Annotated in this window: 27 protein-coding genes; 11 read left to right on the top strand and 16 right to left on the bottom strand. The window is 37.6% G+C overall.

Annotated elements, in window-relative coordinates:
* Window position 1 precedes the first annotated feature (1 nt).
* From LEP1GSC202_RS04540 to LEP1GSC202_RS04525, 4 genes are read left to right on the top strand one after another with little or no spacing between them, the layout of a single operon-like run.
* Entirely contained in the window at window positions 2–1126 is a 1125-nt protein-coding gene (locus LEP1GSC202_RS04540) for a DUF1577 domain-containing protein (RefSeq protein ID WP_015676968.1), read from the top strand.
* Between the two features lie 26 nt (window positions 1127–1152).
* Window positions 1153–2466: a histidine--tRNA ligase gene (hisS, locus tag LEP1GSC202_RS04535; protein ID WP_015677118.1), complete on the top strand. Its 1314-nt coding sequence runs from the start codon at window positions 1153–1155 to the stop codon at window positions 2464–2466.
* Window positions 2463–2996: a phosphatase PAP2 family protein gene (locus LEP1GSC202_RS04530; protein WP_015676455.1), complete on the top strand. Its 534-nt coding sequence runs from the start codon at window positions 2463–2465 to the stop codon at window positions 2994–2996. Before hisS ends, LEP1GSC202_RS04530 begins: the two co-directional genes overlap by 4 nt.
* Window positions 2993–3910, top strand: a complete 918-nt coding sequence (locus LEP1GSC202_RS04525) for a lysophospholipid acyltransferase family protein (protein WP_039928168.1) — start codon at window positions 2993–2995, stop codon at window positions 3908–3910. Before LEP1GSC202_RS04530 ends, LEP1GSC202_RS04525 begins: the two co-directional genes overlap by 4 nt.
* 161 nt (window positions 3911–4071) lie before the next feature.
* On the opposite strand, the gene LEP1GSC202_RS04520 is transcribed toward LEP1GSC202_RS04525, so the two are convergent.
* From LEP1GSC202_RS04520 to LEP1GSC202_RS04460, 13 genes are all read right to left on the bottom strand, one after another.
* A complete protein-coding gene (locus tag LEP1GSC202_RS04520) occupies window positions 4072–5199 on the bottom strand; it encodes a Re/Si-specific NAD(P)(+) transhydrogenase subunit alpha (RefSeq protein ID WP_015676919.1) in 1128 nt (375 codons plus the stop codon).
* A 1-nt stretch (window position 5200) separates the two neighbouring features.
* Window positions 5201–6133 carry a UDP-glucuronic acid decarboxylase family protein gene (locus tag LEP1GSC202_RS04515; protein ID WP_015677514.1) on the bottom strand — a complete coding sequence of 311 codons (933 nt, stop codon included), beginning with the start codon at window positions 6131–6133 and terminating at the stop codon, window positions 5201–5203.
* 57 nt (window positions 6134–6190) lie between these two features.
* Entirely contained in the window at window positions 6191–7072 is an 882-nt protein-coding gene (locus LEP1GSC202_RS04510) for a M50 family metallopeptidase (protein ID WP_051125287.1), read from the bottom strand.
* 15 nt (window positions 7073–7087) lie between these two features.
* Complete coding sequence (locus LEP1GSC202_RS04505) at window positions 7088–9457, bottom strand: SpoIIE family protein phosphatase (protein ID WP_015677431.1); 2370 nt, start codon at window positions 9455–9457, stop codon at window positions 7088–7090.
* On the bottom strand, window positions 9454–10722 hold the full coding sequence (locus LEP1GSC202_RS04500; protein ID WP_015676600.1) for a hypothetical protein: 1269 nt from the start codon (window positions 10720–10722) through the stop codon (window positions 9454–9456). Before LEP1GSC202_RS04500 ends, LEP1GSC202_RS04505 begins: the two co-directional genes overlap by 4 nt.
* On the bottom strand, window positions 10719–11873 hold the full coding sequence (gene argJ / locus LEP1GSC202_RS04495; RefSeq protein WP_015677169.1) for a bifunctional glutamate N-acetyltransferase/amino-acid acetyltransferase ArgJ: 1155 nt from the start codon (window positions 11871–11873) through the stop codon (window positions 10719–10721). The genes LEP1GSC202_RS04500 and argJ overlap by 4 nt, the downstream gene beginning before the upstream one ends.
* Window positions 11874–11924: 51 nt before the next feature.
* Complete coding sequence (locus tag LEP1GSC202_RS04490) at window positions 11925–13289, bottom strand: HAMP domain-containing sensor histidine kinase (protein WP_015676908.1); 1365 nt, start codon at window positions 13287–13289, stop codon at window positions 11925–11927.
* On the bottom strand, window positions 13282–13956 hold the full coding sequence (locus tag LEP1GSC202_RS04485) for a response regulator (protein ID WP_015676633.1): 675 nt from the start codon (window positions 13954–13956) through the stop codon (window positions 13282–13284). Before LEP1GSC202_RS04485 ends, LEP1GSC202_RS04490 begins: the two co-directional genes overlap by 8 nt.
* Before the next feature lie 71 nt (window positions 13957–14027).
* Window positions 14028–14408, bottom strand: a complete 381-nt coding sequence (locus tag LEP1GSC202_RS04480; protein ID WP_015676997.1) for a hypothetical protein — start codon at window positions 14406–14408, stop codon at window positions 14028–14030.
* A 6-nt stretch (window positions 14409–14414) separates the two neighbouring features.
* On the bottom strand, window positions 14415–14768 hold the full coding sequence (locus LEP1GSC202_RS04475; protein ID WP_015676993.1) for a hypothetical protein: 354 nt from the start codon (window positions 14766–14768) through the stop codon (window positions 14415–14417).
* Window positions 14752–15255, bottom strand: coding sequence for an RNA polymerase sigma factor (locus LEP1GSC202_RS04470; RefSeq protein ID WP_244147634.1), 504 nt, complete (start codon window positions 15253–15255; stop codon window positions 14752–14754). Before LEP1GSC202_RS04470 ends, LEP1GSC202_RS04475 begins: the two co-directional genes overlap by 17 nt.
* Window positions 15256–15320: 65 nt before the next feature.
* Entirely contained in the window at window positions 15321–15695 is a 375-nt protein-coding gene (locus LEP1GSC202_RS04465) for a hypothetical protein (RefSeq protein ID WP_015677151.1), read from the bottom strand.
* Entirely contained in the window at window positions 15692–16864 is a 1173-nt protein-coding gene (locus tag LEP1GSC202_RS04460; protein WP_015676412.1) for a hypothetical protein, read from the bottom strand. Before LEP1GSC202_RS04460 ends, LEP1GSC202_RS04465 begins: the two co-directional genes overlap by 4 nt.
* 12 nt (window positions 16865–16876) lie before the next feature.
* Between LEP1GSC202_RS04460 and LEP1GSC202_RS04455 the strand changes: the two genes are divergently transcribed.
* Window positions 16877–17608 carry a hypothetical protein gene (locus LEP1GSC202_RS04455; protein ID WP_015676617.1) on the top strand — a complete coding sequence of 244 codons (732 nt, stop codon included), beginning with the start codon at window positions 16877–16879 and terminating at the stop codon, window positions 17606–17608.
* On the top strand, window positions 17605–18270 hold the full coding sequence (gene aat, locus LEP1GSC202_RS04450; RefSeq protein WP_015676766.1) for a leucyl/phenylalanyl-tRNA--protein transferase: 666 nt from the start codon (window positions 17605–17607) through the stop codon (window positions 18268–18270). Before LEP1GSC202_RS04455 ends, aat begins: the two co-directional genes overlap by 4 nt.
* On the opposite strand, the gene LEP1GSC202_RS04445 is transcribed toward aat, so the two are convergent.
* Together LEP1GSC202_RS04445 and LEP1GSC202_RS04440 are read right to left on the bottom strand one after the other, a co-directional pair.
* The gene (locus LEP1GSC202_RS04445) at window positions 18248–18838 is read right to left on the bottom strand and encodes a hypothetical protein (protein ID WP_039928560.1); all 591 of its coding nucleotides are present in this window, start codon (window positions 18836–18838) and stop codon (window positions 18248–18250) included. The genes aat and LEP1GSC202_RS04445 overlap by 23 nt on opposite strands.
* 1 nt (window position 18839) lies before the next feature.
* Window positions 18840–19175 (bottom strand): Mpo1-like protein, encoded by a 336-nt coding sequence (locus tag LEP1GSC202_RS04440; protein ID WP_015676346.1) that lies wholly within the window; start codon window positions 19173–19175, stop codon window positions 18840–18842.
* Between the two features lie 216 nt (window positions 19176–19391).
* Between LEP1GSC202_RS04440 and LEP1GSC202_RS04435 the strand changes: the two genes are divergently transcribed.
* Window positions 19392–19679, top strand: a complete 288-nt coding sequence (locus LEP1GSC202_RS04435) for an LIC10235 family protein (RefSeq protein ID WP_015677117.1) — start codon at window positions 19392–19394, stop codon at window positions 19677–19679.
* Here LEP1GSC202_RS04435 and LEP1GSC202_RS04430 read toward each other — a convergent pair.
* Complete coding sequence (locus LEP1GSC202_RS04430) at window positions 19672–19860, bottom strand: DUF1289 domain-containing protein (RefSeq protein ID WP_083929984.1); 189 nt, start codon at window positions 19858–19860, stop codon at window positions 19672–19674. The two genes, LEP1GSC202_RS04435 and LEP1GSC202_RS04430, sit on opposite strands and share 8 nt — an antisense overlap.
* Before the next feature lie 86 nt (window positions 19861–19946).
* Between LEP1GSC202_RS04430 and flgN the strand changes: the two genes are divergently transcribed.
* From flgN to fliW, 4 genes are read left to right on the top strand one after another with little or no spacing between them, the layout of a single operon-like run.
* Complete coding sequence (flgN, locus tag LEP1GSC202_RS04425; RefSeq protein WP_015676373.1) at window positions 19947–20459, top strand: flagellar export chaperone FlgN; 513 nt, start codon at window positions 19947–19949, stop codon at window positions 20457–20459.
* Window positions 20460–20468: 9 nt separating this feature from the next.
* Window positions 20469–22382: a flagellar hook-associated protein FlgK gene (gene flgK / locus LEP1GSC202_RS04420; protein WP_015676925.1), complete on the top strand. Its 1914-nt coding sequence runs from the start codon at window positions 20469–20471 to the stop codon at window positions 22380–22382.
* A 5-nt stretch (window positions 22383–22387) separates the two neighbouring features.
* Window positions 22388–23653, top strand: a complete 1266-nt coding sequence (locus LEP1GSC202_RS04415) for a flagellar hook-associated protein 3 (RefSeq protein ID WP_244147691.1) — start codon at window positions 22388–22390, stop codon at window positions 23651–23653.
* A 52-nt stretch (window positions 23654–23705) separates the two neighbouring features.
* Window positions 23706–24167: a flagellar assembly protein FliW gene (gene fliW, locus LEP1GSC202_RS04410; RefSeq protein WP_039928554.1), complete on the top strand. Its 462-nt coding sequence runs from the start codon at window positions 23706–23708 to the stop codon at window positions 24165–24167.
* The last annotated feature ends 1 nt before the right edge of the window (window position 24168 follow it).

Genomic DNA, 24168 nt, shown 5'->3' with positions numbered 1-24168 from the left:
TATGATCAATCGAGTCAAAATCCATTTCGACCAAGAACGCGATTATGTTCCTTTGGAAGCAGTACGTGTTCTACCTGAGTTTTTCAAACAAATGATGGCTGGGAATGGATTGTTTCTTAAAGGTTATGATTCCGCTGTGAAGGTGAAGTTTAAGGGTGAACGCCCTGATGGAGCTCATATTTGGGAATTGGAAACAATGCCTGAAATGATCGAAACAATTTTTACAATCCAAGCCACTCCTAGTTTCCATGTAGAACTTGATTACGAACTGCAAAACCAAAAAGATAATTTGTTACTCGGTAAAGTGATCGATCGTAGGCAAACCTACACGACTCGCCAAGATCCAAGAAATGAAAAAGTCAGAGGGAATGTTGTTGCTTCTAACTTTTTGATTGCAAAAACAAATATTGATTTTTCAAAGCTAACAGGCGTTAGTTCTCAAGTGATCTTGTCTGATATCCAAAGGACTGTTTTAAAAAATTATCCTCAATCAAAAGTAGTTTTTTTATCTTCCTCTATCCATAGTGATGAAATCGATATGATGAAAGAGCACAAAAAACCAATCTTTATTTTGGATACGGAATCCTTTGAGTCATTCAACTCAGATGAAGTATTTGATCCCAAAAAAACATTTGAAGATGAATTTTTGCTCGATGACAAAGTTTTAGAATACAAAAAGAAAAAAATTGGGTCATTTATCTATTACCCACTTTTCATTCAGATGAAAGAAATGCATTTTTTTGCATATCTTTCATTGGAAACAGAACGAACAAGAATTCCAAGTGAAGTTTTGGATCTGTTTAAAGAGGTTGAACGTACGTTTCAAGAAAGAATTATGGATTCTAATACCCATATTCTTGATATCAAACAAAACGTTTTAAACGTTTCCCGAGGTGGAGTCGCCTTGGAAGTGAACGATATGGAAATTATCAAAGCACTAAAAGTGAAACCAACTTTTACTTTGGATATAAATTTTAAATTACAAGCTCCAATTCGGATGGCCGTTGAATTACGCCATTTGGAGGAAGTAAATGATTTTTATCGATTGGGAGGAAGGATCACTGGCGTGAGTGGTGATAAAAAAGCCAAAGAGATCTACCACAGTCTCATTGATTTTTTTAATTAATCCACTCGGTTCAATAGGAGCCATCATTGAAAGAACAAAAGTTAACCACAGAGAATTATAAAGGCACGAGAGATTTTTATCCCGAGGATATGCGCCTTCGGAATTATTTATTTTCAGTTATGAAAGATGTTGTACGGTCTTATGGGTACGAAGAGTACGATGGTCCTATGGTTGAATCTCTGGATTTATACCGTGCAAAAACTGGCGAAGAAATCGTTGGTAAACAAATTTACAACTTTATCGATAAAGGTGATCGCGAAGTGGCGATTCGCCCGGAGATGACACCTACGGTTGCCCGTATGGTGGCCAAAAAATTAAGAGAATTACCAAGGCCCATTCGCTGGTTTTCCATTCCAAATTTATGGAGATATGAACAACCAGGTCATGGTCGATTGCGGGAACATTGGCAATTGAACGTGGATATGTTTGGCGTTACTAGCAGTCGTGCCGAGTTAGAAATTTTATCCTTAGCCTGCGACATCCTGTTTGCTTTTGGAGCACCAAAAAGCAGTTTTAAGGTAACGATTTCCCATCGGTCTCTTCTCGATGAGTTTTTGTTAGATGGACTTAAGGTGAGTCCAAACCAAGCACATGAAGTTTCAAAAATTTTAGACAAAAAAAACAAAATCACCCAAGAAGAATATATAACCTTAGTTTCAAAAACCATACCTAACGATCCAACGGCTGTTTCTAAAATTGATTTGTTTTTGAATTCCTCAGTTGATTCTCTCAAACAAATTCCTGGAATCAAAGATGACACATTGAAAGCCATTTCCGGTTTGTTTGAGGATATCAAAACGATTGGACTCGCTGATATTGTTCATTTTGATCCTTCTGTCGTAAGGGGATTTGATTATTACACAGGGTTTATCTTTGAAATTTTTGATACTTCTCCACAAAACAAACGTTCACTGTATGGCGGTGGAAGGTATGATAACTTAATTGGACTTTTTTCGAATGAAGAATTAACAGGGATAGGGTTTGGATTAGGGGATGTAACATTACAAAATTTTTTAACTGCCCACAATTTGTTACCTAGTTTTGCCAATGATGCAACTGTTTATATCCCACTCCTCGACGATTCTTCTTTTGCTGAGAATCATAATTTTGCAAAAGAGTTACGCAAAGAGAAAATCAATGTCGAAGTTTCCTTAGTTTCTCAAAAAATGGGAAAACAACTTTCTTATGCAGAAAAGAAAGGATACCGATGGATATTACTTCGAGGAGAAGACGAAATCAAATCGGGATCTGTAACATTAAAGGATATGGCATCAAGAAACCAGTTTACATTTAGTTTCTCGGAAGCACTTCAAAAGATTAAAGAAGAGCTTTCGAAATGAATTGGATTGGTTCGTTTGATCTAAAATTATCCACCTGGATAAAAAAACATTTACATCATAAAAATTTGAGTTGGGTTTTGTCTCGAATCAATCGGGGTGAGATGTTTGCTTTGGTTTTGCTACCTTTGATGTTTATCAGTGATTTGTATAAACCAGTTTATCTAAGTTTGCCATTTGTTTTGGTATTCACTTATATGACTGATCGATTGGTTTTAGTTTTAAAAAAATATTTTGCTAGAAAACGTCCTTTAGTTAGTGTCATGGGGAAAGTGGATTCCAATCCAGATATGAAACATTCTTTTCCTTCTGCTCATAGTGCTAACTCAATTGTCGTGGCAACAATTCTTGTATTTGCGTTTGGAGAAACACCATATTTCTTTTTCTTTAGTTTGTTTGCAGGTGTTGGTAGGTTGATTACCTTACATCACTTCGTTAGTGATATTGTGGGAGGATGGATGATTGGGTTTAGTATTGGGCTTGTAGCTGTTGCGGTTCATTATTTTTTATGGCCAATCTTATTAAGTTTATGAAATACATTGGTTATTTTTTTTCTTTTATCATCGTTTATCTATTTTATTCCCCCTTTAAAATTTTACCATACAAGTGGTGTTTGTCATACGGAGTGTTTTTAACAAATTTAATTTATAAGTTTGATAAAAAACATAGAAAGGTTGCAGCAGAAAACATTTCATTTGCATTTCCAAATTATTCTGAAAATCAAATATTAGATTTAGTCAAAGCACATTACCAACATTTGGGAATTTTACTGGCTCATACACTTTGGGCTCCACGTATGACGCGTGCTTGGTTGGACAAATATCTCGAAGTTGATGAAGACAGTTTAAAAATTGAAGAAGAAACGAAAAAACAAGGTGTGGGAGTCATCCTTATCTCCGGCCATTTTGGAACCTGGGAGATTTTAGTTCAATTTTTAGGAATTCGAATGAAAGGTGGCGGCATTTACAAAAAAGTAAGAAATCCCTTCGTAGATTCTCTTTTGAAACGAATGCGTTCCAAAAATGGAGTTGTTTTAGTTCCTGTACAAGAATCAACACAAGTGATCAAACTTCTCAAACAAGGGTATTGGATTGGATTTGGTGCTGACCAAAATGCTGGTAAGGCGGGCATATTTGTTCCCTTTATGAACAGGCAAGCGTCTACTTTTGTTGGCCCAGCACTTATGGCATATCTTACTGGTGCCAAAATGCTCTATTATTCTGTGTTAGCTGGAAAAGAGGGAAAGGTCATTGTTCGAGTGAAAGACCTTGGATTTCTAGATAAAAAATTGTATCCGACAAAAGATGAAGTCATCCGCCATTATACAGAACTTTGGACAAAAACACTTGAAGAAGAAGTGAAATTATTTCCAGAACAATACTTTTGGGTTCATAGAAGGTGGCGAACTCAACCTGCTCCAGAAGTTCATCCTAATACAAACAGTTAAAATTGAATTTTTTAAAAGTTTGTCTTTTGCCCAATTGCGTAGATTACAAATTTTCTGATTTTTTTAGTTCTTAGTTGGAAAGTTGAGAGAACAATTGTTGGATGGATCGTTAGGATCAGTTGAAAAAAAAGGCCAGATAAAATCTGGCCTTTTTGATTGGATCACTCTCCTAAAAGAGCGAGTGTTGGTTTGTGGCGAATGGAACCATTTTCTGCGATCATACAAGCATTGATGATTTCATCTTCTAAGTTGATGCTAAATTGTTTTTCTTTGTTCACAAACAATTTGAGAAAGTTTACAATGTTTTTTGCATACATTTTACTTGCATCCATTGGTTGAGTACTTTGTAGATTTGAGTTTCCGATGATGGTGATCCCTTTGTAAACAATGGTTTTGTCATTTTCTGTTAACTCACAATTTCCACCATTAACAGCCGCAAGGTCAACGATTACAGACCCTTGTCTCATTTTATCCACCATCTCATTAGTAATGAGAACTGGGGCTTTTCTTCCTGGGATAAGAGCTGTAGTGATGATAATATCAGCTTTCTCAGCATACTTAGCAATTGCTTCTTTTTGGCGTCTTTGGTAATCTTCTGATTGTTCAACTGCATAACCACCCGTATTAGATGCATCAGCAGCACCTTCTACTTCCACAAATTTTGCACCGAGTGACATACACTGTTCTTTCACTTCAGGTCGAGTATCAAAAACGTCTACTACAGCACCTAATCTACGTGAGGTTGCAATTGCTTGTAATCCAGCAACTCCAGCTCCCAAAATCAAAACTCTAGCAGGTGTTATGGTTCCAGCGGCTGTTGTCAACATTGGAAAAAATCGACTGTAATTAGAGGCCGCAAGTAATACTGCTTTGTATCCAGAAACTGTTGCCTGGCTACTGAGTACGTCCATAGATTGAGCACGTGTGATCCTTGGGATTGTATCCATTGAAAAGATTTTGAATGATGCAGTCGCAATTTCTTTTACTTTTTTGGGGAATGCCAAAGGAGAAAGAGTTGCAATGTATAGTTTGTCTTTTCCAATTTTTTTTGCACTAGTTTCATCCAGAGCATGAATGGATACAACGATGTCAGAACCTGACAAAATAGAATCTCTGGATTCTACAGAAGCTCCAGCGTCTTTATAATCTTGGTCAGAGAAAAATGCATTATCCCCAGCAGTGGATTCAACTGACACACTGAATCCTAATTTTTTTAGAGGATCAATCACATCTGGAGTGATCGCAACACGATTTTCAAACGATGGTTCTTTGATTACACCTATTTTCATTTTATACTCTTTTGCTAAAATATTCGATTGTCTTTTTTACACCTTCCACAAGTGGAACAGTGGTTGCATAATTCAATTTTTCTTTCGCCAAACTAAGATTTGGTTTTCTTCTGGTTGGATCATCTTGAGGAAGTGGAAGGTAAATAATTTTTGATTTACTCTTTGTTTCTTTGATCACAAGTTCTGCTAATTCTTTAACAGTAAATTCGCCATCATTACCTAAATTCACAGGTCCAACAAAGTTTTCGACATTCATCATATCGATAATGCCTTTTACGAGATCATCCACAAAACAAAATGACCGTGTTTGGCTTCCATCTCCATAAATGGTAATGTCTTCACCACGTAATGCTTGGACAATAAAATTGCTGACTACACGACCATCATCAGGAATCATCCTTGGGCCATAGGTGTTAAAAATTCTAATCACTCGAATATCGACGCCATGTTGTCGATGGTAATCAAAACATAAGGTTTCAGCGACTCGTTTCCCTTCATCATAACAACTTCGAATTCCGATGGTATTCACGTTCCCCCAATACGATTCGTTTTGAGGGTGCTCCAAAGGGTTTCCATATACTTCTGATGTACTGGCCTGTAAAATCCGAGCCTTCACACGTTTTGCGAGACCCAACATATTCATCATCCCTAATACATTTGTTTTGATGGTTTTAATAGGGTTACTTTGGTAATGAACGGGGGATGCAGGGCATGCCATATTGTAAATTTGATCCACTTCTAGTTTGATTGGATCGGTAATGTCATGACGGATGAGTTCAAAATTGGGATTTGAGAGTAGGTGGGTTAGATTTTCCTTTCGCCCTGTGTGGAAATTGTCTAAAACAATGATTTTATTTCCCGCATTTAACAATCTTTCTGCCAAATGGGACCCGATGAAGCCGGCTCCACCGGTAATGAGAATTCTTTTTGCCATTGAGATTCTATATTTGTGAAGTCGGTGTCCTACGCAAATGAAAATTTGCGTAAAGGATTAACCTTGGTTGTCTTTGGAAGGTGGTTCTAAAAAGAAATTGGGAGGCAGTACGATCCCACTTTCTGGGTCAACTCCCCGTTTTTCTAACCAAAGTTTGGCCTCAGGAGACAATTCACCTGGAAATCGTTCAAACTGTTCCATGGATTCCTGTGGTTCTTGGTGTTCTTCATGGGAAAGAGAGGTTCTGAGGGACATAAATATGATCCCGATGCTAAGGAGGGACCAAAGTGTTGCGATGAGGTAACCCAAAATGAGAACCACAGTTGGGATTTCTTCGTTTTGTAAGTCCTCTGGTCCAAGTCCTGCCATCCAAAATGCTAAGATCCCAGCATCCGTTTCTGTCAATCGGTCTGCAAAGTCGGATAAGTCATACAGGGAATAAAGGGATATACTTGTACCCAAAAAAACAAGGGATAAAATTGAAGCCGTTTCGCCTAACATACCGACAACGAGAATTCCAACACCCCAAAAGATTCCTGTAAAATAAGCCAAATCACCTAATTTCGAATACAATACACTGACAGAAATCAAGAACAGTCCAAATAAAATCATTGTTTGGCGAGCATGACGGCCTTGGAATCCCAAACGTAATAACATAGCACCTACAAGGGAAGAACCGATATAACCTGCGGACACTACGAGAATAAAGGAACCTCGAAACGATGCAGGGACTGCAATGGTTTCACCACCTTCATTGCCATGTAAGGTTATGCCTTTTACAACTCCACCGCTAAAGAGGGCGGCCGTAGCATGGCAAATCTCATGGATGAGAACCACAAATTCTTTCAGATATGATGTGAATTGGTGGTCCCAAAACGCCACTAAACTCAATATGAGAGATAAAAAAATGACAAACTTAACCGGTTTTTCTGCCATCATCGATTTAAGTATCGGCTAGTTTGGGCTAAAAGAAAGACCAATAAATGTAATATCGTCAGATTGTTCGCGGTTACCACGAAACTGGGTCATTCTCTGGTCTAGGAGAGCGGGAAGTTCCTTTACCGATTTATGAGCATTGTAATGCAAAAAGTCAATGAGGGTTTCTTCCCCAAAAATTTCATCGCGTTCGCTAAAGGCTTCCGTGATCCCATCTGAATATAGAAACAATTTCGTACCGGGTAACAATTTAAGTTCTTGAACATGGTAATCTGTTTCTAAAATCCCAAGAACCCTTTGTGTTTTTGAATGCAATTTGATTTGGCCATCTGTGCGCATTTCAATAAGAGAAAGGTGGCCTGCATTCACATATTTGAATACGTTTTCTGTGGAATCAAAAATCCCACCGAGTAATGTCATAAATTCATTTCCTTTGTATCTTGCACGAAAGAAGGAATTGATTTCTCTGAATAATCCTTCCAGTGAAGTTCCATTTCGGAGTTGTTCTCTTACAATACCTTTAATCGCACTCACTAAAAAACCAGTACCTAATCCGTGGCCAGCAACGTCACCTAACAATACAATCATTTTTGTATTTGATATTGGTATGATATCTAAATAGTCACCAGAAATTCCAACGGCTGGTTTAGAGATATATCCGTAATCAATTCCTTTGATTTCACTCGGTAAAATTAACCGTAGAGTATTGTCGACAATAGAAGCTGTTTGGATATCACGAACGATTTTACGTTTCTGAATTTCATCTTCGAGTAAACTATAGTTTTCAAGCAACATACCTGAAATTTTTACAACTTCATTGATAAACTTTAATTCGCCGATGGAAAAATATTTTTTATCTAATTTTTCTCCAATTAAGATCATTGCTTGGATATTTTTTTTGTTAGACGATGAATCATAAGCTGGGAATGCTAATTGGATTTGTAATCCTTTGAGAAAATTATAGAGTGTTTCTCGTAAACCAATTCCATATTCCAAATGAGAGGTTACTGTCACTCGATCTGTACTTTTGAAGTAATTCCAAATTTCGGATTGAGGAGAGATTCTCATAAAATTGATATTTCTTAAGTCCGTGTTGGCAAATTGATCTCCTGGTATCAGTATGATGAGGTTGGAAACATTGACAGTATATTTTACAGTATTATTGATCGTGAGGATGGTTTTTCTCATCGAAAGGGGGGAAGACAACAAGGCTGTGATTTTGTTAATACCTGCACTGAGTTTTGGATTTTTTTCAAAGAACCAGTAATCAAACAATTCCTTTACTTTTAATTTGAGTGGAATCAAATACGCAGTTACTAAAAACAAAAAGATAAAATTAAATACCCATCTGTCCTTTAAATAACGAATGGGGAAAACAAAATCCAATAAAAAAATCAATCCAATGTAAGTTCCTAAAATGATACCAACTAAGATTAATGTTACAAGACTTGGAGTGAAGATAACAAACGAAGGAACAAAGGTATAACGATAGGTTCCATAAAAAAAACTTAAAATAAATAGTAAATAGGTGATGATAAAAAGTGATCGATGGACATAAAACCAAGGATATCCATCAAAAAACAGAATGCTGATTGGAAGTGCCACATAAAGAATAATCGAAATTACTAATACAACTCGTTTGAGAAGAGCTTCATCTTGTGGTTTGGATCGAATCAGTTCAAATATATTGGCGATGATATTGATAGAACCGAATAAAACAGTGATCGCGTGCGCAACAATTGCAATTCGCTCGATTAAGACCATATCGTATTTTTCTTGAGAAGCGATCATTGCCATAATGAAGGATATCAAGACCTGTGGTAACAACCACTTTGAGTTGATTTCTTTCCCTCGGAGGCGATATATTAAATGGTATTGAAGAAAACTTCCTAAATACAAAGTGAGGATGAATAAAAAAATAGAGTTTTTAAATGCTAAAACAAATACATTGGAAAGGATAATGAGTCCAAAATTGAGAAAAAATCCGAATATTAATGCATCTCGAGTTGAGTAATAAAAATATACTGCAATCGCTAAACTAAAAAAGGCTAAAAATAAATCAGAAAAAAATACTCCTAAAACATCCGTTTTGCGAACGATTTTTAGTTTAAAATCTTCTTCATAAATCCCACCATCTGAACTTCTAATTTTTAAATGATAAGAATCTATTTTGGATAAATCCTGAATCGATTCAAAGTTTTCCAAATCAGAAGATTCGATCACGTTTCCCCAATGGTTTCGATTTTCTTCTCCAATATTAACGATAAGTCCTGATGGGTAATAATAAAATGGAAGTCGTTTGGAACTGTTTTGGACTCCTAAAAAAGAAAAAAATAAGAGCAAAAAGAACAGTAATGATGAGAGGATTGTGATCGCAAGTTCTCTCATTTGAGTTCCGTCTCGATAAAATTAAATTTTAAAACGGGTTCACCGCGCTGTTGGATGATGATAGGACCTTTGTCCATGCTGATCATATTTTTCCAACCCATACTTGCGACAACTTCCTCAGAATTTCGTAAGATTTTAAATTGTTTTCCTTCTTGGATGATATACAACTCGGAATAACCAATTTTTCCAATGATCATCTCGTAGTTTTCTTTCCAATCTAACTTCTGAAAGGTGGTTTGGATTAATGATTTGATATCAGAAAATCCCTTCAATAATTTTAGTCTGGATTGTGAATATACAACTCCTAAAATATAAGAAAGGATGATTCCAATGTGTTGGTATGATTTACCTGCATTTAGGATGACAAAAAACCAACTTCCATCTTCCACTTGGAAAAATTCGATTAAATTCCGATTCGTGCGTTTAAAGGGAGTGATTTCCCATCCAATTAATTTTGGAATGGTTCCTGTTTCCAATAAGTTTTGAACTCGTACCGCATACTCAGCTTCTTTTTGGTATTTTTTGTTTTCTGAAATGTGGTAAGAGAGAATATGATTATGTATAGTAAGGGCAGATTGACCGGCTAACAAAGATAAACTGTGGCTTGCATCTGAATTTGGAATATTAGAAACCGCTATAAAACCAAATAGTTTTTCACGAAAGATAAATGGATAAATGTAATTGGCATGAAGTTCCATAAAGTCATTATTGATGTTTTCGTTTGAGAACGTATTCGCAACGGATGCCCCATTTCGATTTGCGAGTAAAAATGATTGAAAACTAGTCCTGACGACAATGTCTTTGGTGGGGCTTAGCTTTTTTTGTCTCCCTCTAAAATAAGAGTGAAAGGCAAACGTTCCATTCTGTGTAAGGACAGCCATGGTCCCTGATTGGCTTCCTGTAATTTTCACCATATCGGGAAATACATTTTTAATTAAAGCATCAAAGTTAAATCGTTTGATTGCCTGGCGATAGGATTCAGCATCTTCTGTCAGGTATTCGGACAAAAACTTTGTTCGTATGAGTCGTGTAAGCCGCTCAATCAATGGTAAGTATAAAATCAATGAAAACGCACACGTGAGTAATAGTGCAAGTTCCAAACGGTAAGACATTGATTCCGGAATCTGAAATAAAATAATAAAATAAGATATATAAACAAATAAAATAAAAACAGTACGAGTGAATAAATTGGTTACCGAGAGTTTGAGTTGGTAACTCGACGGCAAAAAGAATTTAATCGTATTTTTTAATTTATTCGAAATCATGTTGTGTAGTAAGCATTTTCCTGAATGTAACCTTCTGTAAAATCACAACTCCAAAACGTTTTTTCAAACTTTCCTGTATTTAATTCGACATGAATGAAAATTTCTTCATTGGATTTAAGATATTCGGCTAACTTTGATTTTGTTTCTGAATCTGCACCTTTTACCGAAATTCCACCTAATTGAATTTCAAGTTTGTCATAGGGAATAGGTTCATCAAATACTTTGCCGATGGCCATGATAAATCGTCCCCAATTAGGATCCCCACCATAAATAGCGGTTTTCACAAGTGGTGAATTGAGAATCGATTTACCAATTTTTGTCACTTGGTTGTCGTCTCGACCGTGTTTTACGGTGAGTTCGATTAATTTACTTGCTCCTTCACCGTCCCTTGCAATTTTTTTTGAAAGTTCTGTTGCAATCTCTTTTAAATTGGATGCGAATAAATCATCTGGAATTGTTCCCAGTTTTCCCGAGCACATTAAAACAACTGTATCACTTGTAGAAGTATCGGAATCAATAGTGATACAATTATAAGTTTGATCAACGACTCTTTTGAGAATTCCTTTTAGGTCTTTCGATTCAGGTAGATAATCACATAAGATATAAGACAACATCGTTGCCATATTCGGTTCGATCATTCCCGCACCCTTGGCAATTCCATACATCACACCTTCATTTCCGTTGTGATTGATCGTGCGGTAAGAAATTTTTTTCTTTGTATCTGTTGTCATGATGGCCTCAGCCACTTCATCTAAATTTCCAGGTTTTAAGTTTTCTTTCGCAGTCAAACAGGCATTTAAGATTTTTTCAATGGGAAGTGGAACTCCAATCACTCCAGTGGAAGATGGTAGGATATCTTCTTTTTTGATTTGTAAAGATTTTGCCAATGTTTCACAAATTTGGTAAGAATCTTGGATTCCCTTTTCACCCGTTGCTACATTTGAATTTTTGGAATTGATGACGATGGCTTGGAGGTATCCATCTTGGATGTGGTCTCGGCCAACATAAATAGGAGCTCCTGGAAAATTATTCCGTGTGAATACAGCCGCAGCGTGGCAACGAACATCGGAATAAATCACTGCAAAATCTAAACTTGTATCTTTGATACCAATGTTTTTGCCAAAGGAGTAAAATCCCAAAGGGTACTTCATAATTACCTACCGGATACCAATATTTTATCCGGGGACTTCTCTTACGAGAATCTATTTTTTAGGAAAAACAAAGGAGAAAATGGACCCACCCTTAGGATTGGGAGATACAGAAACCTCACCAGAATGGAGCCTTGCAATGTGTTTCACAATGGAAAGACCAAGACCCGTTCCTCCTTCCTTTCTGGATCGATTTGTATCCACTCTAAAAAAACGTTCAAAGATTCGTTCTGCATCTTCAGCTGAAATGCCAATCCCTTGGTCAATGACTTGGATCAAATGATTTTCATCTAAAGAACTCGCCCTTACAATTACACTAGAACCTTCCGGACTGTAAGCAGATGCATTGGAAATCAAATTAACTAATAAATCTTCCAAAAGCAAACGATCTGCCTTCACTTTCAAATTAGTGGGAATGTCTAAAACCAAATTCTGTTTTTTTTGGGAATAGATCACCCCAAGGGATTCAGAAACATTTTTTACGAGTTCCGATAAGGACACATCTGTCAGATTCAAAACTGTTTTGTGGCTTTCTAAACGAGAGACGGTCAACATATCTTCAACAATTCGAATGAGCCTTTCTGTATTTCGTAAGATGGCATCTAAAAACTTTCGTTCATTTGAATCGGGAGCCAGTTTCAATTTATATTCAAGAGTTTCCGCATAACCTTTGATTGATGTAATAGGAGTTTTCAATTCATGGGAAGCGTTTTGAAAAAATTGTTCCCGAATCATTTGGTTTTGACGGTCTTCTGTAATATCAGAAATCACACCAATATAAAGTTGAATCATTGCATCGGATTTAATCGGATAAAGTCTAGCTGTATAAAAATGAATACCGTCTTGGAATTCGGTTTTACCCTCTTTCCCAGATTTGATTTTGTCGGTTATAAAATTTAATAATTCTTTGTTTTTTATAGAAGGTGCGAACTCTTTGAATTGGGAATTTTGTTCGATAAGAGTGTCTGAAATATTTCGGTTTAAAAATAAAAACTTATGATTACGATCAATTGCAAAAACACCTTCTTTTAAATTTTGAAGTAAATAATTGAATTTTTCTTTTTCGACAGTTAAATCTAAAAATTGAACTTTTAATCGTCTTGCCATTTCATTGATGGAAGAGGCAAGGGTGGCCAACTCACGAATCTCAGGCGAAGATAATTCAACACCAAAATCACCCGCATTGATTTCTTTGGTTTTTTTTTCGACAGTGGCTAGGGGATCTGTGATCCGCATGGCAATGTTCGTGGAAATATAGAAGGTACCAAAAATAGCGATGAGGACAAAACCAAATAAAATAAGGGGGCGTACTGCTGGGACCACTTGGTCGTAAATATAAAATACACCGAGTGCAAGGGTGAGTAAAACAAGTAACAAACCCCAGTTAAGAAGAAGTAGAGTGGAGAAAAAACTACGCATCGCGGAATCGATAACCGACTCCGCGAATGGTTTCGAGTCGTTCTTTTTCTGAGAGCAGTTTGTCCCTTAGGCGTTTGATATTAACATCCACTGTGCGGTCTGTGACAAATACATCTTTGCCCCAAATTCGATCTAATAATTTGTCCCGTGAAAATGCAACACCAGGATTACCAGCAAACAACTGTAATAATTTAAACTCAATTAATGTTAAATCAATTTCAGTTCCTTCTACAAAGACTTTGTGTGCTGTTGGATTGATTTGGATTTTTCCAGTTGTGATTGTGCCTTGGACTTCTTGATTGGGATCAGTGGTTCTTCGTGTAACAGTTCGCACACGTGCAACAAGTTCTCTAATATTAAATGGTTTACGAATGTAATCATCAGCGCCTAACTCAAGCCCTAAAACCACATCAGTTTCCCCTGTTTTTGCCGTGACCATAAGGATAGGTATTTGGGGGTATTTTTCTTTAATCCGTTTGCATAGGTCCATACCACCAATGCCAGGTAACATCAAATCTAATATAATTCCGTCAGGTAGGTTTTTTTCTAAACGAGGTAGAACTTCCATGCCATTATGGCAAACTTCGGTTTGGAAACCTTCCTCTTCCAAGTGGAATTGGATCAGGCCCGCAATGTCTTCTTCGTCATCTACAATCAATATTTTCATGAATATATTTCAAGTTAACATGGGTTCGTTACAAAAAGAATACAAAACCATGACAAAAAATCGATTCCTTTTTAATGACCAAGCATTTGGTTGATATCTCGGATTGCTTTCCTTTGGCGGAGTAAAATCAAACCTAAAAATCCAGTGAACAAAACAAAGGCAAGTGCATACACCCAAAGTAATGATTTGAGTCTTGCTTGTTCTTTTTCGATGGCTTGGATTTCTTCCAAATGGGAAATGAGAAAGTAAAAATGATCTGCTTTGGGGTAGGATTTTTTCATTTCCACGCGCAGTTCTGATACTAACGATTTTGAATCTTCTTTGGATAAGGATTCTACCAACCGAATGGATTTATCCAAATCCATATTCAAAAATTCTTCTGCGGAAGGTAAAACCTCAGCAGAAATGGAAGAAACAAAAAGTAAAAGAAAAGAAACGAATACGACTTTCACGAATGATCAAACCTCTTCAAATCCAAGTTTCTCTTTCCATGCATTCAGAAAAGGAATTCTTGTGTTGAGGAGTAAAAAGCCAAGGACAAGGGAATAAAAACAAAAAAATAAACTGGAACTGATGAGAAGAGGTAACAAATACACTGAGTTGGTATCTTGTATGATAGAAAATAACATTGTCCCAAATGGGATGAGCAAAAGTAAGAACGATATAAATAAGGAAGAAAACAAAAATTTTAAAGGTAAAATTTGTCCCATGACTCGGATACGTATGATCGAAGGAGCTTCCGAATGTTTCAGGAAGGGATCAATATCGCCAAATAAATCGGGATATACATTGTTTTTATCCTTCGATTTCATGTGACCACCATTTTCGTATTAGTTCTTTTCCTCTAGAGATATGACTTTTGATGGTACCTAGTTTGATATTGAGATCGTTTGCTATCTCTTTCAAAGGTTTGTTTTCAAAGTAATGTAAGCGAATAGGTAGTTGGTAGGACTTAGGAAGTTTTGCAATGAGGCAATGTAAAATATGATGAGTTTCTTCTTTATCTAAAATTTCTACAGTGGTAGGTTTGGAATTGTCGGGAACAGTTGCCACATCTTCTGACCAATCTGTTAGGATATGGGACTTCTTTTTATTAACTTTTGTTAAGCGAAATTTTGCAATTTGGTATAACCAAGTAGAAAATTGTGCCTCACCACGGAATTGACTTAATGACTCATAGGCTTTCAGAAATACTTCTTGTGTGAAATCTTCTGCTTCTTCTTTCGATAAAAATGCTTTCCGAGCTTGTGAGTACACCATTCCTTCGTACCGTTTCATCAGTACTTCAAATTGAGACATATCTCCACGTAAGACCAACTGGATGGAATTCCAGTCCTCATCGTTACATTTCCGTTTGGTCTCTGTTACCTGTGTTGTTTGTAAAAGGTCAAGAGACCGAGTCCAATTGCGAATGGGATTAACCCTCCTAACATCGCCATAGAACGACCTAAGACGAGTATAAATACAAACGATAAGGCAAATCCAGTGAATGTCAACAAAAGACCAAGGAAAAATGAATACAATCTGATGTCAAAACTCCAAGGTTTGTATTGCCCAGATTGGATGAGGGCCATTTTTTGTTTATGCCACCACTGAAACAAAAAAAACAAAAATGTGGTTCCGAAGATGATTCCGATGTGAGGAACCAAATACAGAGCCAATCGATAAGGATCCGAACCTCCTTGGTTTTGGATTTCTGTTAAAATGGTTATGATCGTTTCATACTGCTCGGGTGTCATGAAACAGCTTCTCCAATTAAATTTGATGCATAAGTGCTAAGGAGTGACATCCCTTCTGTTTTATCACATTGGAAAATTTGTAAACCAATATGTGTGGTATCATTCTCTCCTTTTTTTAGACTCCGTAAACTTCCAAAAAAAGTATAGGGAGAGGAATTGATTTTTAGTTGGAAAGATACAGGAGATCCTATGGGCCTTCCATCCAGATTTGTTCCTTTGGGTAAGGTTATCCCGATACCCCGACCATCTTGGCTAATATCCCTAACGGGTGTTGTGCGAATCACGGTTTCCCAATCTTTTGCATAGGCAAATTCAAGTTGGAAAACAAATTCCTCCGCTTTTTGGTCCAAAAATGATAATAACGGTCCTATGCCTTCTGGGCCTTCAATATCGGACTGGAGAGACGCATTTCCTAGGTCAGGTAAATTGCTTATGATTTCAAAATAACCAAGTAATACTTTACCGTTGGAAAAAAATGGAAATATCAAAGTCGATTTTGTATTATTGATTAATAGAGAATCTAGGTAAGATCGAACGTACATCTCACTTAGTTTTTTAGGACTATAAAATCCTCTGTCTGTATAAAAAATTCTGCGATTCGCATCACGTACGTAATACGGAGCCTTTGAAGTCGCCAAAGCTTCCATCAGTTGGGTGTCCGCGGCATAATAAAACCCAATTTGTACCTTTTTAATGAAGTATCCAAAATTAGTTAAAACTTGTTCCAGATGAACCTGCCATTGGTTCAAAGCTTGGTTGATGATCGATGTTTTTCCATAAATGGAAATGACGGTTCCCAAATCAGCTGTCTGTGCCATTTGTACTTCATAAGCAGATATGTCCTCAATGGCAGCTCGTTTGGCAGAGCGTTCTAATGGTTCGATTAAAATTTCATAAACTTGGAGTAAATCATCTTGGTAGGGATTAACCGGTTTCACCCGGAGTTCCACTCGATTTTCTTTCAAAACACAGACTAAAGATTTGGGTTTGGAAACCAATGGTTCTGTGGCCTCAATGGTGATATGGACTGATTTTAAGATATCGTTGACGGCAACGGGATTGTTCAAAGTGATCTTTTGTTTGGTGTCTCGGTCCTGCAAAACAGTGGTGGTGAGTTTGGAAACGATCCCTAAAAGTGTCCGTTGGTCGGTCAGTCTGTATTTTTTCATGGTCTAAAGAATATGATACGTAAAATCCTAATTTTCGCCATAGTTTTTCCATCATTTTTGCCACTTCTGGCAGAAAAACCAAAGTACCAGTATTTTGGCAAAGCGTACGACCTATCCACCGGAAAATACGTTTATTCAGATAACCATAAAGAATATTATAATAATGGAAAGCATACCCATTCCGAAATCCAATACAAGGATGCAAATGGGAAAGTGTTTGGATCCAAACACATTGAGTTTGATCAAAATCCAGAAGTTCCCACTTTCAAAACCGTAGATGAAAGGGATGGATATACGGAAGGTGCTGACGTAAAGGGAAAATCCGTCCGTCTCTTTTTCAAAAGGAAAAAAGAAGATCCGATTTCTGAAAAGACCTACACACCAAAATCACCAGCCGTACTCGATGGTGGATTTGATTATTTTGTTCGGAACCATTGGGATGAATTAGCAAATGGTTCAAGGCTTTCATTTCATTTTATTGCCCCGGTCCAGTTAGATGATTATAAGTTTGCTGTTTTAAAAATCAAAGATGGTGAATGGAAGGGAAGACAGGCACTCTATTTACGTTTGGAAATTGATAACTTTGTTTTGAAACAAGTGGTGAAACCATTTTTACTTGTGTATGATGTAGAAACGCGTCGTATCTTACAATTTGAAGGTCTTTCCAATATCAATGATGAAAATGGAAAAAGTTTAAAAGTAAAAATCGTTTATGATTATCCAAAGGAAGTTTTGGAACCTTGACAAAAAGGAGTTTTGCACAATTTTTTAAAAACCCACGAGAGTGGAGGGAAGATTTGGTCGCCGTAGGTGGTGACTTTTCCGTTGAGCGTCTGTTATATGCATACACTCACGGAATTTTCCCATGGTCAGAGGATCCGATTCGATGGTATTGCCTTGACCCTCGTGCAATTTTTGATTTGAATCGTGTACATTTTTCTAAAACCGTTTTACGAAAGGTAAAACAAAATCGATTTCGAGTCAGCTTCAATGAAGCCTTCCCCATAGTCATGCAGGCATGTGCCTATCGAGAAAAAGACAATACTTGGATCACACCTGGTTTCATTGAAGGGTATAAGGAACTTCACAAACAAGGTTGGGCCCATTCCGTAGAAGTATGGAATTCGGAGAACGTACTTGTGGGAGGAGTGTATGGAGTGGCGATTGGAAAGTTTTTTGCAGGTGAAAGTATGTTTTCGTTTGCATCAGATGCAGGAAAAATAGCCCTTTATCATTTATTTGCAAAACTACGGGAATCAAATTTTGTCCTTTTTGACACCCAACAACTCAATCATGTGACCTGGCAACTGGGTGCTTATGAAATTCCAAAATTGTCTTATTTGGATCGATTGGAACGAGCAGTGGCAGAACAAACCGCGTGGGTCATTCCACCTTCACACGATTAATTTCATCCAATTCCACTTTCCAAAGTTTTTGGACCTCTCCTGTGATTGATTCCCATTCTTTTTCCCCAATCATTGGAGCTTTGTATGGATCGTAATTGGGATGGTCCTCAAAAAATTTTACCAACTCCAATTGGCTAATTGTGGTTCTTAAGATTTCTGCTTCTTGGATTTCTGTTTCAGGATTCTTCTCCCCTTGGATGAAGAAAGGTTTCGATAAACTGAGTGAAAGGCGATGGAAGTGATGTAAACCTAGTGCATACCCAATTCGCAACAATACCAAACTTTGGTATTCCAAACTTACCTTACGGTATTCCGTTGCATCATTGAATGTGAGTGCTGAGTTACTTCCATAGGTGATGTGAACTTCGTTCTGATTGTCCTTATCCAAACCGATTTCAAAACGTTTGAACTCACTTCCTAAAATTTTTGGTAAGATCATTTGCGAAAACTGTGAAATGTTTTCTTGGTTCTTGTCGCGTAAGGAAGTGATCTCTTCTTTTGTAATCGTACTTGGCCTGCAATTCGAAACCAAAACAAGAGTCAGAATCAATTTGAGAACTAGATTCATCTTAATTTTGTTTTGACTTAATTTTGGCAAATTCAACATCAATTCTTCCCGTTAACATTTTAAAGTACATGATCCAATCGGAAATAAAGGAATAAATCGGGTAAGTAAAGGTAGCTGGACGATTCTTTTCGATGAAAAAATGACCGATCCAAGCGAAAAAATACCCACTAACAAGTGCCAAACCCAAAATATAAAATTTGCCCGTAGCAATGAACCCCAAGATACAACCAAGTGCAAGGCTTGAGCCTATAAAATGTAAGGCACGATTGATGGGATGACTGTGTTCTTCTAAGTAAAATGGGAAAAAATCTTTGAGAGTTTTGTATTTCTTTTCCATGGTTTGGTTCCTTTCACTAAACGATAGTCGATCTTTTCAGTTTGCCAACTCAAAAATCATACCAAATATTAGAGTTTGTCCCTAGTTTTTGAATCTATATTCGAGAATTCAGATATGATTTTAAAATAGAGTTGCACGTTAGTGGGTAGAAACTAATGTGCATTAACATTTAGAATCTAACAGAGAGTTAAATTTAGCAGGAAAGCAGGAGATTGTATGAAACCTAAATCGATTAAACCGGATGAGCTGAACAAGATTTTTTCCGAATTAAAAAAAGGAGAGGAGTCTGCTATCGGAAGTTATTTGGTAAAAGGAGTTCGACTTCAAATCAGTAAATACAATTTATCAGGTGCCGAAAGAGTTCAATTGTTATACAAACGTAGAAGGGCACAAGGTATGTGCATTGTATGCGGAAAAAAAGTCACAAAGAAAAATCCATCTACAGATCAACTTTATAGACTCTGTGAAGAACACCGTAATAAAATTGATAAAGGTTCTAAATAACCGAATCCTTGGAAGAGTTTCCCGCCTTTCGTAGCGGGAGCTCACCCCAAACCTTTTCCCTCTCCCCTTCGGTCATTCGGGACCAATTCCCGATCTCTTCGATGGTACGGAAACAGCCAGCACAAAGCCCGGATTCGGGGTCCATCATACAAATTTTATTACAAGGTGAGTTTCGAGACATAGACCTGAAAATAGTAAATTTTTATAAATTTTCCTAAGCTAGTTTGGGAATCCGTCGATCCTACCCATAAGGGAAAAGGAATTCGCATGTTGGATTGGGTTGAATCACTTAGAAGTTTATTTACTACAGAAATAGACTGTTACAAGCGCCTTTTGGAATTGGAAGGCAAAAAAAGAGCGGCCATCCATGTTGCGGACGGCAAAACGTTAGAGTCCCTTGTCAAAGAAAGTTATCATATTATGGTCGAAGCCTCTGAACTCGAACGAATTCGGATGAAAACCATTGAAGACGTTTATGAAAAGGAAAAATTCCAAAAAGACGAATCTTCCATCACCCTCACTCATTTTCTAAATCATATGGACCGTGAGTCCAATTTTAAACTCAAAACCTTTGCATTGGAATTGAAGAAAGTCGTTTCTGACTTAAAAGATGCCATCATCACAAACGAAAAACTTCTTAAGACCAGAAAGGAATTTTTACAAGCAACCGTAGACTCATTACAAGAGTTATCTCGTGAGAAAGTGTATACATCACACAAACAACCAACAAGGCGTGGGCAGAGCCAAAAAGGCGCGATCATTTTGAACGCGACTGCCTAGGAGAATCGTATGGGATCAACATTCCAAGGTATAGAAATCGGAAAACGAGGACTTTCGGTCCACCAACAAGCGATCCAAACCACAGGTCATAATATTTCCAATGCGGATAACAAACATTATGCGCGTCAAAGAGTTGTCATGAATAGTATGGATCCAATATATGATCCAGCATTTAATCGTGCAGAAGTACCTGGCCAAATTGGACAAGGTGTCAAAATCTCTGAAATTGAAAGAGTTCGTGATAACTTCATCGATGACCGAATCATTGATTCCTCATCTCTAAAAGAGTATTGGGGTAAAAAAAATGATTATTTGTACCAAGTAGAAACCGTTTTTAATGAACCAACTGGAACCACACTTCGTTCCATGATGGACCAGTTTTGGTCTTCTTGGGAAGACCTATCAAACTACCCGGAAGAAACAGCCCACCGCGCTGTGGTTCAGGAAAAAGCAGAAGCACTTGGTTCAAGGATGGAGGATGTTTACAGAAAACTTTCCCTTTTACGTGACCAATCCAATCGTGAGATTGAAGCGAAGGTCAACCATCTCAATACTGTTGCAGAAAATATCAAATCTCTCAATGAAAAAATTACCAAGTCACAAGCATTAGGTGATAATCCAAATGACCTTTTGGATAGAAGAGATGAACTTTTACAAGAACTGGCTGGAATGGCAGACATTACCATTGGCCGAAGTGATGATGATGAACTCATGGTTTTTATTGGCCAACAAATCCTCATCCAAGGACAAAAGGTTCACAAAATTGATTTGGTTGGAAATCCAAACAATGATGGTTTACTCGATTTAAAATGGTCAAATACTGGCGATACCGTTCTCCTACGCCAAGGCAGTATCCAAGCTTTGTATGAAATCAGAGACCGGATCCTCGTTGAAAAAATCAATGCGGTAGATGCTCTCGCCATCAATGCAATGGATGTCATCAATGAAATCCACAAAGATGGATTTGGCCTCAATGGCAAAACCAATGTGAACTTCTTTGAACAAAGAGCCCTTGCCACAAATACCTTTGGGGAAATTGACACAGATGGTGACGGACTAAACGATAAAACCGCAGTCTTTCGTGTGACAGGTCGTACCTCCCTTGATCCGGATCGTCCTATTGGAATTTCAGGAACCATGCGTTTTTTAAAAGCAAGTCCTGGTGGGGAAACGGAAATTTTAGTACCTTATTCCAAAGATGACACACTAAATGCAGTCATCAAACGGATCAATCGATCGGAAACAGGTGTTGTTGCTTACATGTCGCATGACAACCAGTTGGCGCTAAAAGCAACAACAAATCCAAATGATAAAAAAGAAAATTTTATGATCCGCCACTTAGAAGATTCTGGAGAACTCCTTGTGGGTCTCACTGGAATTTTAACAGCTTCTGGAGTATCAGGATCATTCGATTATCGTAAGATTGGTGAAATCAATAAATTCCAATCCAATGCACAAGACATCACTCTCACTCCGATGTATCACCCATCATCATTCTTTAAAATGTCAGATGATGTAAGGAATAACCCAGCCAACATTGCTGCCGCGCGTGGTAAAGATGTAAACGGATCTGGTGATTACAATTCACCTAACGGCCAAAAGGATGGATCCAATGCGCTCCTCATCGCAGCCGCCCTTCGTGAAAAACCAGTGATGTTTGATTATTCGAAAACAACGGATGATTTTTACAATTCACTGATTTCAAGGCTTGGAACTGAGGCTCGGGAAGCAAAACAAGAATATACGACGCAAAATGAACTCATGGTTGAGTTGGAAAATATGCGCCAATCCGTAATGGGTGTAAACTTAGATGAGGAGATGGCCAATATGGTTCAGTTCCAACAATCGTACAATGCGTCCGCTCGGATGATTTCGACACTCAATGAAATGTTAGATACCATCATCAATAGGTTAGGTGTATAATCATGATCAGAATCACTAACATGATGCAAAACAATTCCTTGGTGCGGAACCTAAACCGCCACCAAGTAGCAATGGACGAAACCCAAACCCAATTGGGTACCGGATTAAAAATCCGAAAACCATCGGACGATCCTGGTGCAGCCACAAACCAAATGTACTTTCGATCACGCCTGAACGAACTTTCCCAATACGAAGAAAACATTGGGGACGGATACCAAAGGCTCCAACAGGTTGATGGTGTTCTCGATAAGATGGGTGAAATTTTCCAACGTGTACGTGTTTTGACCGTCCAAGCGGGGAATGGTATTTACCAAGGTGACAAAGGATTTGAACTCGAAGTTGCGATTGGAAAAGAGATCGACCAACATTTAAGAGCAATCGTTGACCTTGCAAACGCTCGTGATGCGACAGGGCAACCCTTGTTTGGTGGCCATGTGATTGAAAGACCTCCTTTTGAGCCAATCGAATCAAAAATCAAAGGACTACAAGGCTTAGAACTCAAAAACCAATATGTGGGAGTGGAATACCGAGGTGATATCGGGGAACAACTCCGTGAAATTGAAAAAGGGGAATACATCCCAATCACCATTCCTGGTAATAAAGTATTTTGGGGTACGAACGTCAGTGTGACTTCCAAAGTGGATAACTCTGCCTACCAAGCCACTTCTGATCAAAAGTTTAAAATAGATGGTGTAGAAATCCATATCTCTGTTGGGGATACCATTGATGATGTGATTGATAAAATCAACAATGCACCTCTTGAAGTAAAAGCAAGTAAACTTGCGCAAGATAACATCTCGATTTCATCCACGGCACCACATCAAATTTGGTTGGAAGACGTAGATGGCGGAACTGTATTGCGAGATATCGGACTCATTGAACCAAGTGCAAGTGAACCACCAAACAATTTTTCCAAATCTGCTACTGTAACAGGGCTCTCTGTATTTGATGTTCTCATTCAACTCCGAAATGACCTGATCCAAAAAGACCAAGAACGAATTGGTGGACGTGATTTAGGTGATTTGGATTTGGCATTGGAAAACATTTTACGCCATCGATCTACCATTGGTGCTCGTATGAATCGTTTGGAACAACACGAAGAACGAGTTTCTTACGATAAAATGTATATGACGGAACTACTCGCTAAAAATGAAGGGATCGATTTTCCAGAAACCATCATGAATATGAAGTGGTTAGAGACAATCCATAGTTATGCGCTCAATGTCGGATCGAAAATCATCAAACCAACATTGATGGATTTCCTTAGGTAGTTAGGTCAGAATGACAGGCACATTAGAAAGATTAGAAACAACAGGAACTAGAATGTCGGTAACGATTCATACAAAACCTTTCGGAACCATCCAAGTGGATTCAAAACAAATTCTAAAATTCCCACAAGGGTTACTTGGATTTGAAGAATTTGATGAATATGCATTGATTGAAGAAAGTGCAGAAAGTCCATTTAAGTGGTTACAGTCCACAAAAGAATCAGGTCTTGCATTCATTGTGATACAACCTGAACTGTTTATGAATCATTACAAACCTGCAATTGGTGATGAAGAATTGCAGGACATTGGGCTTTCAAGTTGGAAGGAAGGAATTATTTTCCTAATTGTTACCATTCCTCATGATAATCCAAAAGGGATGACAGCCAATTTACAAGGTCCTATCATTCTCAATGGAAAAGAGGGAAAAGGAAAACAATGTATTTCCCGCGATGAAAATCATCCTATCCGTAAAAATATCATTGAGTCCATGGAAGAAATGTCTTCCGAAAAGGTTTAAC

The sequence above is a fragment of the Leptospira yanagawae serovar Saopaulo str. Sao Paulo = ATCC 700523 genome, from assembly GCF_000332475.2.
Lineage (GTDB): Bacteria > Spirochaetota > Leptospiria > Leptospirales > Leptospiraceae > Leptospira_A > Leptospira_A yanagawae.
The sequence above is the reverse complement of the archived record's forward strand: the minus strand, read 5'-3'. Positions and strand labels throughout refer to the sequence as shown.

Bases quoted from the DNA above. Each gene is read 5' to 3' on its own strand.
- LEP1GSC202_RS04540 (WP_015676968.1), top strand. From the start codon at position 2: ATGATCAATCGAGTCAAAATCCATTTCGACCAAGAACGCGATTATGTT.
- LEP1GSC202_RS04530 (WP_015676455.1), top strand. From the start codon at position 2,463: ATGAATTGGATTGGTTCGTTTGATCTAAAATTATCCACCTGGATAAAA.
- LEP1GSC202_RS04525 (WP_039928168.1), top strand. From the start codon at position 2,993: ATGAAATACATTGGTTATTTTTTTTCTTTTATCATCGTTTATCTATTT.
- LEP1GSC202_RS04520 (WP_015676919.1), bottom strand. From the start codon at position 5,199: ATGAAAATAGGTGTAATCAAAGAACCATCGTTTGAAAATCGTGTTGCG.
- LEP1GSC202_RS04515 (WP_015677514.1), bottom strand. From the start codon at position 6,133: ATGGCAAAAAGAATTCTCATTACCGGTGGAGCCGGCTTCATCGGGTCC.
- LEP1GSC202_RS04510 (WP_051125287.1), bottom strand. From the start codon at position 7,072: ATGATGGCAGAAAAACCGGTTAAGTTTGTCATTTTTTTATCTCTCATA.
- LEP1GSC202_RS04505 (WP_015677431.1), bottom strand. From the start codon at position 9,457: ATGAGAGAACTTGCGATCACAATCCTCTCATCATTACTGTTCTTTTTG.
- LEP1GSC202_RS04500 (WP_015676600.1), bottom strand. From the start codon at position 10,722: ATGATTTCGAATAAATTAAAAAATACGATTAAATTCTTTTTGCCGTCG.
- argJ (WP_015677169.1), bottom strand. From the start codon at position 11,873: ATGAAGTACCCTTTGGGATTTTACTCCTTTGGCAAAAACATTGGTATC.
- LEP1GSC202_RS04490 (WP_015676908.1), bottom strand. From the start codon at position 13,289: ATGCGTAGTTTTTTCTCCACTCTACTTCTTCTTAACTGGGGTTTGTTA.
- LEP1GSC202_RS04485 (WP_015676633.1), bottom strand. From the start codon at position 13,956: ATGAAAATATTGATTGTAGATGACGAAGAAGACATTGCGGGCCTGATC.
- LEP1GSC202_RS04475 (WP_015676993.1), bottom strand. From the start codon at position 14,768: ATGAAATCGAAGGATAAAAACAATGTATATCCCGATTTATTTGGCGAT.
- LEP1GSC202_RS04470 (WP_244147634.1), bottom strand. From the start codon at position 15,255: ATGTCTCAATTTGAAGTACTGATGAAACGGTACGAAGGAATGGTGTAC.
- LEP1GSC202_RS04465 (WP_015677151.1), bottom strand. From the start codon at position 15,695: ATGACACCCGAGCAGTATGAAACGATCATAACCATTTTAACAGAAATC.
- LEP1GSC202_RS04460 (WP_015676412.1), bottom strand. From the start codon at position 16,864: ATGAAAAAATACAGACTGACCGACCAACGGACACTTTTAGGGATCGTT.
- LEP1GSC202_RS04455 (WP_015676617.1), top strand. From the start codon at position 16,877: ATGATACGTAAAATCCTAATTTTCGCCATAGTTTTTCCATCATTTTTG.
- LEP1GSC202_RS04445 (WP_039928560.1), bottom strand. From the start codon at position 18,838: ATGAATCTAGTTCTCAAATTGATTCTGACTCTTGTTTTGGTTTCGAAT.
- LEP1GSC202_RS04440 (WP_015676346.1), bottom strand. From the start codon at position 19,175: ATGGAAAAGAAATACAAAACTCTCAAAGATTTTTTCCCATTTTACTTA.
- LEP1GSC202_RS04435 (WP_015677117.1), top strand. From the start codon at position 19,392: ATGAAACCTAAATCGATTAAACCGGATGAGCTGAACAAGATTTTTTCC.
- LEP1GSC202_RS04430 (WP_083929984.1), bottom strand. From the start codon at position 19,860: ATGTCTCGAAACTCACCTTGTAATAAAATTTGTATGATGGACCCCGAA.
- flgN (WP_015676373.1), top strand. From the start codon at position 19,947: ATGTTGGATTGGGTTGAATCACTTAGAAGTTTATTTACTACAGAAATA.
- flgK (WP_015676925.1), top strand. From the start codon at position 20,469: ATGGGATCAACATTCCAAGGTATAGAAATCGGAAAACGAGGACTTTCG.
- fliW (WP_039928554.1), top strand. From the start codon at position 23,706: ATGTCGGTAACGATTCATACAAAACCTTTCGGAACCATCCAAGTGGAT.